Origin of the sequence: Methanomicrobium sp. W14 (genome assembly GCF_017875315.1) — an archaeon.
Lineage (GTDB): Archaea > Halobacteriota > Methanomicrobia > Methanomicrobiales > Methanomicrobiaceae > Methanomicrobium.
Window position 1 is genome coordinate 1 of sequence record NZ_JAGGMM010000002.1, and the last position, 13168, is coordinate 13168.

At 42.4% G+C, this 13168-nt stretch carries 13 protein-coding genes; 7 read left to right on the plus strand and 6 right to left on the minus strand.

Annotated elements, in window-relative coordinates:
• Positions 1 to 506 precede the first annotated feature (506 nt).
• The 4 genes from J2128_RS05900 to J2128_RS05915 all read left to right on the plus strand — a co-directional run bounded on the left by J2128_RS05900 (position 507) and on the right by J2128_RS05915 (position 4224).
• Positions 507 to 1724, plus strand: coding sequence for a glycine betaine/L-proline ABC transporter ATP-binding protein (locus J2128_RS05900; RefSeq protein ID WP_209690225.1), 1218 nt, complete (start codon positions 507 to 509; stop codon positions 1722 to 1724).
• Between the two features lies 1 nt (position 1725).
• Positions 1726 to 2568, plus strand: coding sequence for a proline/glycine betaine ABC transporter permease (locus tag J2128_RS05905; protein WP_209690226.1), 843 nt, complete (start codon positions 1726 to 1728; stop codon positions 2566 to 2568).
• Positions 2569 to 2725: 157 nt separating this feature from the next.
• Positions 2726 to 3637 (plus strand): glycine betaine ABC transporter substrate-binding protein, encoded by a 912-nt coding sequence (locus J2128_RS05910; protein ID WP_245323443.1) that lies wholly within the window; start codon positions 2726 to 2728, stop codon positions 3635 to 3637.
• Between the two features lie 83 nt (positions 3638 to 3720).
• Positions 3721 to 4224: a VOC family protein gene (locus J2128_RS05915; RefSeq protein WP_209690228.1), complete on the plus strand. Its 504-nt coding sequence runs from the start codon at positions 3721 to 3723 to the stop codon at positions 4222 to 4224.
• 50 nt (positions 4225 to 4274) lie between these two features.
• On the opposite strand, the gene J2128_RS05920 is transcribed toward J2128_RS05915, so the two are convergent.
• Complete coding sequence (locus J2128_RS05920) at positions 4275 to 4655, minus strand: response regulator (protein WP_209690229.1); 381 nt, start codon at positions 4653 to 4655, stop codon at positions 4275 to 4277.
• A 21-nt stretch (positions 4656 to 4676) separates the two neighbouring features.
• Positions 4677 to 5855 carry a sensor histidine kinase gene (locus J2128_RS05925; protein WP_209690230.1) on the minus strand — a complete coding sequence of 393 codons (1179 nt, stop codon included), beginning with the start codon at positions 5853 to 5855 and terminating at the stop codon, positions 4677 to 4679.
• A gap of 286 nt (positions 5856 to 6141) precedes the next feature.
• On the opposite strand from J2128_RS05925, the gene artA (J2128_RS05930) reads away from it, so the two are divergent.
• The 3 genes from artA (J2128_RS05930) (at position 6142) to J2128_RS05940 (ending at position 10173) form a co-directional block, all read left to right on the plus strand.
• The gene (gene artA, locus J2128_RS05930; protein ID WP_209690231.1) at positions 6142 to 6963 is read left to right on the plus strand and encodes an archaeosortase A; all 822 of its coding nucleotides are present in this window, start codon (positions 6142 to 6144) and stop codon (positions 6961 to 6963) included.
• A 102-nt stretch (positions 6964 to 7065) separates the two neighbouring features.
• The gene (gene artA, locus J2128_RS05935; protein WP_209690232.1) at positions 7066 to 7896 is read left to right on the plus strand and encodes an archaeosortase A; all 831 of its coding nucleotides are present in this window, start codon (positions 7066 to 7068) and stop codon (positions 7894 to 7896) included.
• Between the two features lie 72 nt (positions 7897 to 7968).
• Positions 7969 to 10173: a sensor histidine kinase gene (locus J2128_RS05940; RefSeq protein WP_209690233.1), complete on the plus strand. Its 2205-nt coding sequence runs from the start codon at positions 7969 to 7971 to the stop codon at positions 10171 to 10173.
• A 77-nt stretch (positions 10174 to 10250) separates the two neighbouring features.
• Here J2128_RS05940 and cbiB read toward each other — a convergent pair whose 3' ends face one another.
• The 4 genes from cbiB to J2128_RS05960 are packed head-to-tail and all read right to left on the minus strand — an operon-like array spanning position 10251 to position 12941.
• Positions 10251 to 11177, minus strand: coding sequence for an adenosylcobinamide-phosphate synthase CbiB (gene cbiB, locus J2128_RS05945; RefSeq protein WP_209690234.1), 927 nt, complete (start codon positions 11175 to 11177; stop codon positions 10251 to 10253).
• Positions 11159 to 11680: a hypothetical protein gene (locus J2128_RS05950; protein WP_209690235.1), complete on the minus strand. Its 522-nt coding sequence runs from the start codon at positions 11678 to 11680 to the stop codon at positions 11159 to 11161. Before J2128_RS05950 ends, cbiB begins: the two co-directional genes overlap by 19 nt.
• A gap of 38 nt (positions 11681 to 11718) precedes the next feature.
• On the minus strand, positions 11719 to 11916 hold the full coding sequence (locus J2128_RS05955; RefSeq protein ID WP_209690236.1) for a methytransferase partner Trm112: 198 nt from the start codon (positions 11914 to 11916) through the stop codon (positions 11719 to 11721).
• A 23-nt stretch (positions 11917 to 11939) separates the two neighbouring features.
• Positions 11940 to 12941: an adenylosuccinate synthetase gene (locus J2128_RS05960; protein WP_209690237.1), complete on the minus strand. Its 1002-nt coding sequence runs from the start codon at positions 12939 to 12941 to the stop codon at positions 11940 to 11942.
• Positions 12942 to 13168 lie beyond the last annotated feature (227 nt).

A 13168-nucleotide genomic window follows, 5' to 3' on the forward strand; every position in this document is an offset into this window, starting at 1 on the left:
ATTTAAGGCCCTTTCGTGCCTTTTTCACCTGAATACTTCGGCCTTACAATGTGGTCTTTTGCAACTTATAAACCTTCCCTATTTGTTGCACATTTTCAACAATATTGCACGCACACACCACCCTCAATAACCGTTATCTGAAGGTTTTTTACTTAAATTTCCCACATCGCGCAAACGACCCGAATTTTTTTCTCTGCTGTATCGCATTTTTCTGCCAACCCCCCGCATAAAAAAATAACCTTACACTGATGAAAAAATTTTCCGGATTTTTCCGAAAATAGCAATAAATCTCTTAAATGAGATAATTTCTATAAATATCTCTTTAAAATACGGATAATGTTATTTTATCTCATTGAATGTGAAATCGTTTACAAATATCTGTTTTTAGAAAATTTAAAGCTCTGATATCTGAAATCCGGCAATCAAAAGACTTACCACACATTGAAAAAAGACCTTTAAAGGGTATAAATGGATGACTTTAATCAGATTTTTAAGGAGAGATATTCGTGGATGAAGAAAAAAGAAACGAATATCCCGCAGGTACAGTAGTACAAGTAAAAAATCTTACCAAAATATTCGGGCCCAAACCTGAAAAAGCGAAAAAATATATCAGTGAGGGCCTTTCAAAAAAAGAAATTTTTGAGAGAACCGGCCAGAACGTTGCCCTGAGAAATATCTCGTTTGACGTAAAATCCGGTGAAATTTTTGTTCTTATGGGTCTTTCAGGATGTGGAAAATCAACCCTTCTGCGATGCATAAACCGCCTTATAACTCCACAATCCGGGGACATCATAATAGACGGAGAAAATATCCAGCAATTTGATGATAAACAGCTGATAGAACTCAGACGTCACAAAATCGCAATGATCTTTCAGTCTTTTGCACTTCTCCCTCACAAAAACATCCTTGAAAACGCTGCATTCGGTCTGGATATCCAGGGTGAACCTGAAGACAAAAAAAAGATAAAGGCCGAAAGGGCAATTGAGCTTGTGGGCCTCTCTGGCTATGAAAACAGTATGCCTTCAGAACTCTCTGGTGGAATGCAGCAGAGAGTCGGCCTTGCAAGAGCTCTTGCATCAGACCCGCAGATACTTCTCATGGATGAAGCCTTCAGTGCACTTGACCCCCTCATAAGGCGTGATATGCAGGACGAACTCCTGACCCTGCAGGAGAAGCTTCAGAAGACGATAATCTTTGTCACTCACGACCTTGACGAGGCTTTAAAGCTTGGGAACAGAATAGGGCTCATTAAAGACGGTGAAATCCTCCAGATTGGTAATTCAGAGGATATTTTGACAAATCCTGCAAATGAATTCGTTAAGAAATTTGTCGAAGACGTAAACATGGTAAAGATACTTACCGCATCGGACATCATGAAAAATCCCGAGCCACTTGTAAGCATAGATTCGGGGCCAAACAATGCTCTTCATTACATGGTGGAATTTGGGATATCAAGCGTATTTGCAGTATCCAGGGGAAGGAAATACGAAGGCCTTATTATGGCGGAAGACGCAACAGAGGCGAAAAAGACAGGAAAAAAACTTGAAGATATTGTAAAAAGGGATATTCCCACGGTCCATGTAACAACCCAGGTCTCAGACATCATTCCTGTCCTTGCAGACTCCTCTCTTCCTGTCGCAGTTCTTGACGAAGACGGCAGGATAAAAGGAATTATAGTTAAAGGCTCACTTTTAGCCGCGATGGCACGTATGGAGGTCCTGTGATATGGCAGCAGAAAATTTTTTCCCGAAGATTCCGATAGGAGACGCCGTAGCATACCTCGTAGATGTCATCGAAGACTATTTGGGCTGGTTTTTCGACGCAATAAGCTATGGCATCAATTATTTCATAAACGGCCTTCAGGACATCCTGATTTTTATTCCCCCGGTAATTCTTATCGCCATAATCGCAATAGCCGCCTGGTACGTGTCAAAAAGGTCATATAAAGCCGGAATACTTACAGCAGCAGGTCTTCTTCTGATATTGAACCTTGAACTATGGGAAGAGGCAATGCAGACACTTGCCCTTGTAATAACTTCGTCTCTGATAGCGCTTGTAATAGGAATTCCTGTAGGAATACACACTTCGCGAAACGATTACTCAAATAGAATGATACGCCCACTGCTTGATTTCATGCAGACTATGCCCTCGTTTGTGTATCTTATCCCGGCAGTAATCTTTTTCGGCCTCGGAAATGTCCCGGGAGTTATAGCAACGATAATCTTTGCCATTCCCCCTGCAATACGCCTGACGAACCTGGGCATACGGCAGGTTCCTAAAGAACTCAACGAGGTCGCGGACTCTTTTGGTGCAACGCCCATGCAGAAACTTGTCAAAGTCCAGATTCCGGTTGCAATGCCTTCTATAATGGCGGGAATCAACCAGTGTATACTTCTGGCTCTCTCTATGACCGTCATCGCATCAATGATAGGTGCGGCAGGACTCGGGCTCAACGTCCTTGAAGGGATACAGAGAGTAGACATCGGAGGAGGTTTTGAGGCAGGCCTTGCAATAGTCATAATCGCCATAATTCTTGACAGAATCACGCAAAATATCATTAAAAACTAAAAAGCAGAAAAACCCGAAACCACTAAATATAGTTCACGATAAAGTGTGAAGCGGGGAGGGCCGTAAAGCCTGCGGTTCTCTTATCAGGTATTTTTTTGTCGGAGCATGAATTTAGCTTCGTCATTTCGTTAAAATGCCACAAGGAAGTGATAACTTGTTGGAAAAAAAGATTAAATTTTTGGTTGCCGGTATTGTTGTTCTCTTTTCTATCATTCTGGTTGCAGGGTGTACGGGAAACACACCGTCCGGGCAGACTTCCGGCAATGCCACTGCAACAGCAGTACAGCCTGAAGACAGTATAAAAATCGGGTATGTACTCTGGGATTCAGAAATTGCAAGCACTAAAGTTCTCAAACAGATCTACGAAAAAGCAGGCTACAATGTTAAACTTGTCGCAGTTGATGCAGGGCCTCTCTACCAGGCGCTTGCAGGCGGTGACGTTGACCTCTCAATATCCGCCTGGCTTCCCACAACACAGGCAAACTACTGGGAGAAGTTCGGTGACGACATAGACTTCGTCGGTCACAACCTCGACGGCGCAAAGATAGGACTTGTCGTCCCCTCATACGTTAATATCAGTTCTATCGATGAACTGAACTCGGTTTCAGACGAATTTGACAAGACCATAACCGGAATAGAGCCCGGTGCAGGGATAATGTCAACCACTGAAAAGGCAATCGACGAATATGGTCTGGATTACACTCTTCTTTCAAGCAGCAGTGCAGGAATGACAGCACAGCTTACAAAGGCCATAAAGGAGAACGAATCCATCGTAGTCACCGGGTGGACTCCCCACTGGATGTTTGCAAGATTCGATCTGAAGTATCTTGACGACCCGAAAGGTGTCTTTGGCGGAGAAGAGTATATCGGATCTCTTGCAAGAAAAGGTCTTTTTGAAGACAATCCAAAGGTCTATTCCATCCTGAAACGCTTCTACTGGGAGCCTTCTGACATGAACTCTGTGATGTTTGACATAGAAAACGGGATGTCTGATAAAGATGCCGCCGCAAAGTGGATATCGGATAATCCTGAAAAAGTTAAAGAGATTATCGGCGACGATTCTCTCTGAAATAAGACAATCTCAACTTTTTTTACTTTCGTTTTGCCCGGTATTAATATTAAATAGTACAGAAGTGTCTTCTAAAACTAAATATGAAAGAAGACACGAACACCTCAAAAAGGCCATTCTCATTTCATTCAACCGTCCTGTTCGTAAAAGACGTAGAAAAATCGAAGAAATTCTACACTGAAGTAATGGGCGAAAAAATATCTCTTGACCTTGGAATAAACATCGGATTTGAGAGCGGACTTGCATTATGGGACGGAAATTACGGAAGAAATGTAATATTCAAAAAAAATTTTGACGAGGATTTCAGTACAAAAAAGTCCCTTGAGCTTTACTACGAAACCGAAGACATGAAAGAAACCGTTGCCGTCCTGAAATTATCCGGTACGAAATTTGTCCATGACGCCATAGAACAGCCGTGGTGCCAGCTCACAGTAAGGTTTCTGGACCCCGACGGACACATGATAGAAGTCGGCGAAAGAATGGACGTCTGCGTAAAAAGGCTTGAAAAAGGAGGTAAAAGTTCTGAAGAGATAGCAAAAATGACCACAATGCCAATGGAAATTATAAAGGAGATACTTAAAAATTAAAAGAAACAGTCCGGAAAAAGAATTTTTTTGATTTGAAAAAATAAAAAAATTCACGTATCAATTTTAGTTATAGCGTATTCGAGCATTTCCACAAGCTCTGATTCGCGTATAGGTTTCACAAGGTAGCCTAAAGGTTCGGTCTTCATAGCCCTCTCCTTCATGCTCATATCCGAGTATGCAGTTATATATATGACATGAATGCTGTAGTCTTCCAAAAGCTTCTCTGCAACCGATACGCCATCAGACTCACCCTTGATGTTTATATCCATGAGCACTATATCCGGAAGTTTTTCCTTAATTCTCGAATAAACCTTCTCCGCCCTGTCTACAACGCCTAAAACCTCACAGCCGAACTTTTTTACCCTCTGCTCTATATCCATCGATATTATCGCGTCATCCTCAACGATGAGAACCTTTACACCATTTTTCATAATAACCAGTTAGCCTCTTTTTTATATTCCGTCGGCCCGGAACTTTATATCAAAATGAGTCCCTTTGCCGGATTTTACGTTCATATTACCTGACATCTGCCTTTCAATAAGATTTCTGATAAGGCTCATTCCAAGCGAATTCGTGGTATAGGGGTCAAATCCCTCCGGAAGACCTTTCCCGTTATCCGAAAAATTTAGCGTGAAAGAGTCTTCACCAATTTTAACAAGAGAGATTCTGACTACTCCCTCGTTTTTACCGGAAAATGCATGCTTGAAAACATTTGTAAGAAGTTCATTTATCAAAAGTCCGAAAGGTACCGCCACCTCAAACGGGATAAGAACATCACCGGCGTCAACGATAACCCTGATACCGGCAGGCACGTCCATAGACTTCCTGAGGTCTTCTACAAGGTTTTCAATGTAGCCTGAAGCAATTACATGCTGCTGGTCCGAAGACTGGTGGAGATTTTTATGTACAAGCGAAAGTGCAAGTATGCGCCTGTCAGCCTCATTCATAACGTCTTTTATTGACGGGTCCTCTATACCCGCCGCCTGAATTCTCAAAAGACTGGATATTGTCTGGAGATTGTTTCTCACACGGAGATGTATCTCGTCAATCAGGCGCTCCTTGTCCTTTAAAGCCTTCCTTACCTCGGTTATGTCCTCAAGTATTATGGTAATTCCGGGACTTCCGTCATCAAAAACTGTCGGAATAAGCTTGACCATAAAAAAATATTTTCCCTGGTCATCTTCCCATTCAATCTCCTTTGCATCAGCAGAACCTCGCAAAAGTTCGGTTATTGACCTTAAGACAACCGCATTGGAGACGACCGGCAGTGAAGAATCCGGAAGGCGTACGCCCATTATGTCATCGCGATCATATCCGGTGAAGAGAAGGAAGTTGTCATTTACCTGGACTATCCTTTGATCAGCGTTCAAAACAAGAATCGCATCAGATGAAAAATCAAGCATCGCCGATATCGGAACACGGTGCGAGAGGAAATATACTTTCGCTACTCCAATGCTTCGCATGTCCACGTGTCCTGATATAAGGAGCATATTAAGATATTTTGAGACCGAATTGCGGTTCATATTCAGAAGCCTGGATATATCGGTTATACTGAGCCCTCTGGGCTCTTCTTTTAAAAGCTCCATAACCCGGGCCAGTTCCCTTTTGCTCTCCTCAATCTGTCTTGACATAACTTTCATCCTGTAACGGATATTTTTAATTTTAATAGCACTTAATGGTTCCTTTAGTGATATGCAATATCGATACGATAGAGAATCCTGCTTTAATTCCTAATCTGACGGACATACATGGAGTTTTCAATAAAATAAAATATAAAAAAGCCATACATTCACCGGAAAAATAATCTAAAAACCTGTCTGACTTAAAACATTAAAAAAAGAGACCAGCTTAACGCATTAAAAATCCGTTCATCAGTAAATATTTTTGCCCAACAAAAAAAGACATTATGGTGATAACTTGATAGAGGAATTTCTGGCTGCGGCTTCACTCTGCGGATATATACTTTTTCTTGTGAAATGGCGCTTCAGCAAATATTTTGGGGCCTTGGGATGGATCTGCCTTGTTGCAATGATATTCTCGGATTTCCCCGGATACATCCATGAAAATAATTTTGCATATCCTCTAATAGCTCTAGTCTCTCTCCCGGCCCTTTACGCAACCATTAAACTTCTGATGAAAGAAAACGCTACCGTTAACAGGGTAACGCAAGGTGCGGCTTTTGCGTTTATTATATACGCACCCTTCGCGTACATCGATCAGCTCGGAAACCTCCTGATATATGCAAACGTCTTTGTCCTTCAGACAATTCTCGATTTGCTTGGATTTTCCTACTCCATGCCGCAATGGAACATATTCATGCATGACATATTCAGGGTGGAAATTATCCTTGGGTGTACCGGAATTCAGGCCATTGCAATAATGGCGGGAGTTATAGCAGCTGTTTCGTCAACTTATGTGCAGAAGCTGATATCGGCATTTGTCGTCGTTTTCACCGTTGTCATAATGAACTTTATCAGAAACCTGTTCGTGATATTCGCGTACACTGAGCAGTGGTTTCCGTATTTACCTGAAATCGCGTCAAACGGACAGTACGGTTATGAAAGTTTTTTCTGGGCGCACAACGTCATATCTGAGTTCGGCTTATCTCTTCTGACTATCATAATACTCCTTTTGGCGCTGCTTAAACTGAACCCTGACCTGAAGGAGTTTATAATGGACATTATAAGGACATACAAAAAAGAGTTCGGTATCAAATCAAAAAAAGCGTTCAGCGGATGAGAGGTGAAATAAAATATATTCAGTTCACGTAAAATGCGCAAGTCGTGCCTAAAAACCGATCCGCATATTTTATTGGCTAATAAGTGGTTGGTTTAACATTAAATGGCTGATTTGTTCCTTACCCTTTCGCTCATATCATTTGTGCTCTTCACAGTTCCGACAGGACTAAGAAAGTACTTCGGGGCATTCGGGTGGACATTTCTGGCATTGTCCTTCTTCAGCATTACAGCCTCCTATCTCTCTGAAAACGAATTTGTGTACCTTTTCGGGGCTTTACTTTCGCTGCCGGTCTTCTATGTATCAATACTCTACTCACTTAAAGGTGACAAAACAGCCTTCAGAATCAACTTCGTTGCGGCAGTCGCTTTTATAATTTATGCAGCAGTCGCTTTTTTAAGCCCGGTCTCTGATTTTCTCATAGCAGCGCAGGTCGACAACACAGTAACAGCACTTGCCGCAATAGGGCACCCCGCATCAGCATCGGCATGGGACACCATACTTAGCAAAGGATATACGGTAATTATAACATTTTCATGCACCCCTGTTCTCGGAACCGCCGTAATGGTCGGTCTTGCCGCCGGTGCAAAAGGGAGCAGCCGCGGCAAATTTCTGGCCTGTCTGTTTGCAATAATCTCTCTTGCAGCGCTTAACATTATAAGGCTCATATTCGTTGTAGTCGCATACTCCGACCAGTGGTTTCCGTATTTTCTGGACATTGCATCAGAAGGATACCCCGGATACGAAAGTTTTTACTGGGCACATAATGTCATAGGAAGAATAAGCTTTACAATCCTTGGGATAGTTGTCGCCGGCGGAGGCATGGCACTGTTCGTACCGTCCATATGGGAGTTCTATTCCGAAATCCTTCATTTTTATTATAAAGGAATCAAAAATATTGCAGATACTTTTTCAACAATATTTAAGTCAAATTAAAATAATTTTTAAAGTAATGGAACGTTTGCTTCTTTTGTTCTGACGCGGATGAATTTGGGGGATGCCTTTTAATTGAAGAAGATAAAAAACAGGCCGGAAAATATAAAAAAACTGCATTCATACAAATTTTATCTTTTCACCGCAATCATCCTCATTGTACTTGCAGTAATAATCTCATCCATTTCCGTCGGGTTCATGTATTCTGTACAGCTTATCCGTGAACATGCTGTACACTCCCAAAATGAGGTCTGTGAACGTATATACTATGATACTGACCTCATAAACCGCGGTCTTGAGATGTACGACATGTCGCTTAACAACAGGCTTGAAACCGATTTCAAATATTTTATGGATGAATACGAAAAAAGCGGCAGAAATCCCGATAAAATGAACTTAAGCTCTGTCGCGGAAAAGACAGGCGACGACATTACGCTATATATTATCAACGAAAGCTATGTGATAACTCATTCCACAAACCCCGGCAGTATAGGCCTGGACTTCAGGACATATACCCCTTACTACATCAAATACTTAAGCGACATCATCAACTCCTCAGGATTCTTCCCGGAAAGGGTCTTGCCGGAGTCAGAAACCAGGCTACATAAAAAATTCGGCTACATGCCCACGCCTGACAACAAATATATCCTTGAAATGAGCCTTTATGACGAAAATTTCAACAACATCAGAAAGGAGCTTAAATACACTGACAGCATAGAAAAAATCGCAAATAACAGCCCTTACATTAAAGATATAAGAATATTTGATACCCTGAAAAGAGAGATTGAAAACGATTCATTTAGTCCTGACGCTGAATTTTCTGCCCTTCTTAATGAGATCTTTGAATCCGGAACCGGAAGGGACGTGAAAGACCCTGTCACAGGAGAAACTGTCAGGTATCTTTATGTCCCACTTAAAAGCAAAATTTACGGCTCAGACAACAGCCTTATAGTTGAAATGGCTCTTGACGACAGTCCCATTGCTTCATTAACAAACAGCATTGTCGCCCAGTATGTCCTGATAGTCCTGTTTTCCATACTTCTATGCCTTGGATGCGCCGCTTTGATTTCACGCCACTTCTCTAATGAAATAGAAGGAATAGTAAGTGACATTTCAGTAATCTCAGGCGGGGACCTTGACCGTAAAATAAGGGATACAAGGGCTCTGGAATTTAAAAAACTTGAAGAAAGCATCAACCTTATGGTCGAAAACATCAGGGAGAATATCAAAAAATGCACAAAAGCGCAGGATGTCCTCAAAACAGAAAGAGACAGGGCACAGATGTACTTTTCAATAGCTGACGTCATCTTTATAGCATGTGATATTGATGGAATTATCCGGGAAATAAACAAAAAATCGCTTGAAGTGTTCGGTTACGCAGAGGAAGAGGCTGTTGGAAAGGATTTTTTTGATCTTATGTTTACCGACGAAAACAGGGAGACAATAAAAGACATTCTCTCGGACTACATTATGTCAGGTAAACAGACGCCTCTGAATTTCAGGTGCAGGGCTAAGACAAGAAATGGAAAATTAAAAGACGTTAATTTAAGCACAGTGCTTCTGAAAAACAGTTCCGACAGTTTAAAAGGCTGGCTTACTACAGGTGCCGACGTAACAGACGAACTTGCAATTAAAAGGGAGCTAGAACTGTCACTAAACCAGAAAAATATCCTTTTAAGAGAGGTTCACCACAGGGTTAAAAACAACCTCCAGATAATAATAAGCCTGTTTGACCTCAAGTCATACTGTACTGACGACAAAAACCTCCTGATGTATATAAAAGGGGCAAAGTCCAGAATCAGCGCAATGGCCATTGTTCATGAAATAATGTACAGGTCTGACAATTTTACAAAAGTAAACATCCCCGAATATGTAAAAGGAATCGTTTCAGAGTCACTGTCATCTTTCGGGCAAAAAGAAAATATCAGTGTAAAGTATGATATGGATGAGGTCTTCTTTGACCTTGACAACTCCGTGCCTTTCGGTATTCTTGTAAATGAACTTGTTTCAAACTCCATAAGCCACGCTTTTGAAGGAGAAGGAACAGGGATAAAAGACAACCAAATTTTCATATCTCTCAAAAGAGCGGATGGAAAGATTATATTCACCTTCAGCGACAACGGCTGCGGAATGCCATCTGAAGACGAACTTAAGGGAAAAAACACTATAGGGCTCAACCTTATCATAAATCTCGTCAGGCAGCTTTCAGGTGTGATGAACGTAATCCGGGAGAACGGAACGACATTCATAATCGAAATAGAGGACTTTGGACATCTGTAAAACCAAAAAGCAGAGCAGAAAAATAAAATCCAAAAAACTTTCTTATCACTCTTATTTAAGGAAATCCAAAAAAATATTCAGAATGTATAGATAATGCTGAAAAGCACTTCTCCTGAAACCATAAGAATACATGCAAATATAACCGCCGATATGCCGGCAGTCCACCTGAACGCAGACAAAATGTCGCCGCGTGCATCAAAAAGGCTTCTCTCTCCTTCTCCTATAACATATACTCCGGGTTTTACAAAAGCCGTCCTGCAGCCGCCTGCTATAAGCGACATCGGAATGCCTCCGTTGAAACCTCCCCTTTTTTTCCTGTCACGCAAAAACGTCCTCCACGCGAAAGACAAATTTCCTCTTACCGCAAAATAGAGGACAAGTATAAGACCTGTGAACCTTGCGGGAACATAGTTCAAAACGTCGTCTGTCCGTGCGGAAAACCAACCAAGCCTTATCCTTTCGTCCATATACCCGAGCATTGCGTCCATCGTATTAAAAGCCCTGAAGAATGCGGCGCCTAAAAGACCGAAAAACGTGAAATAAAACAGAGGCGACACCACAGAGTCCACGAGGTTTTCCGCCATCGACTCGTACGCGGCCGAAAGAATTTCCTCGTCATTAAGTACACAGGCATCCCTTGAAACAAGCATCTGGACCTCGTTTCTTCCACCGCCTGTCATAAAAGCGTTTTCCACACTTTTGACGTGCTCCTCAAGCGACCTCCAGGCAAAGCATGCTTTAAGGAAAAACGGCGCCCCGACAACAAAAACAACCAGCGGAGCATACCTTTCAAAGAGATAAAACGGTGTTGAAAACAGAAGAGCCGTAAACAGAGCTAATATTACACCCGAAAACCTCTGCAGGTACTCAGGGTACAGACATGGCTTTCCCCATATACTTATAAAACTTCCGAGAAGTGCAACAGGATGAAACCTGCTGTGGGGGTCACCGGTTATCCTGTCGACGATGACCGATAAAACAAGAATTAAGGCCGGCAACGCCATGCTACTACTACTGCCAGTGTAAGAATTATTATTGATGCAAAACCGGGGACTTTACCGTAATACATATATCCTGCGATATAAGCAACCCATCCAAGCAAAACAAGGACTATTATCGTGAAAGGGTAAAGATAATGCTTTTTTTCAGGGACAGGAGACGGAATCTCATCGGTGACGTCGGGTATCTCGAGTTCCCTGTCCCTTACGCTCACATTAAATGTTTCCCTGACAGTCCCGTAGCCGGTTATAACCTCAACCTGAAAGCTTCCCGTCGGGGCTGCCGAAAGTATGGGAATCCTGAACTCCATCTCATCCTTCAGGTAAATATTTTCATGGAGGAAATGCGTGAATCTTCTGGCGTTTATGACAGAAACCGTTACATGAAGTGGGGAGCCGTGGTTTATCAGTTTCATCACCAAATCCTCTCCGACTTCAGCTTCAGCCTTTTCCGGAACCTCAATTGAGTTAATCTGCCTTTTGTTTACATTTACAATATAGCCTGTCATCACATTCCTCCATCAATTAAAAACCGGTTTTACCGGTCTTATTCCTTTTTTTCGCGCGGCAAAAGGTCAGGAATACCTTCGGATATAGGATAATCGACCATGCATCTGCCACAGCTTAAAGTCCCTTCTATTATGTCCTCTTCGCCGCTTTCAAGCGTTTCCTTCTTCTTTACTGTCAGTTTCAGATCGCCTTTGCACACAGGACAGCACAGTATATCGTAAGTTGACATCCTCATCCTAAATGACACCTCTTTTCTTTTTATCTTATATCTATTATCTGGCTCATCTCAGGACCTGTAGAGATGAGTTTTATAGGTACACCTATATCCTCTTCAGCTTTCTTTAAAAACTCCAGAGCCTTTGGTGTGAGCTGGCTGTACTCCGTTGCGCCGAAGCACTCGGGATCGACATGATCAATTCCGGTTATTGCGCCTATTGTGCACCCGTTTATCATTGCCGAGTACTTTGCCATTTTTCCGTCCCACCCGCCTATCCTTCTCTCGCGGTGCGTAACAGTTCCGAACTCCGCTATTCCAAGACGGTGTGACTCTTCACGTGTCATCTCGGTCCCGAACGGACCCTCGCCTACACGTGTCGGGTAGGCCTTGAACACAACTATTACGTCATCAATCCTCGTCGGCCCGACACCGTTGTCTGCTGCGATCTGGGAGGCTGATGTGTCCTTGCTTGTAACAAACGGGTATGTTCCGAAATAAAGCGATATGCCAAAACCCTGTGTTCCCTCAAGTATAACGTTTTCCCCGCGGTCAAGTGCGGAGTTTATCTCGACGGCTGCATCAGTCAGGTATTTTTTAAGCTCCGGAATATCCTTTGCCTGCTTTGCCGTTCTGTTCACACGTGCGACATTTGCAGGGCCGCATCCGGTTCCTGTGGAGCCTATTTTCTTGGAGAGATACTCGTTGCCCTTGTCCTGGGCTATATGCTCGGCTTCTATTATACCACACCTGGCGTCAATAAATATACGGTCTTCTACACCCAGTCTTTCGACTTCATTCTTTAAAACGTTTGGATCTACAAGAACACCGCTGCCGATAAGAAGCTTTGCGCCGGGGTACACAAAGCCCGAAGGTATCATCCTTACACCGTATTCGTTGTCCTTTACCTTTACGGTATGGCCGGCGTTTGGCCCGACCCCCCCGCGTGATATTATTGAAGGTTTATCTTTATGTGCTACGTGAGCGACGATCTTTCCTTTGCCTTCGTCGCCAAAAAAGCCACCAACGATTATTGTACAACTCATTTATGTTTCAGTAAAGATGATGACTGCATTCAAGATAAAAGTATCATGAGTACACATTTTCAGTCGCAAAAACAGGCTGTGGGATGATGAAATCAACCTGGAACAGACACTTAAATAACCATGATTTCAGCCGGACAGCATTCAATAATTATAGCGCACAAGAAAAGAATATTGATAATTTCCAAAATAGGTAACTATCTTAAAAAAGATATACTTATTTTATTAAA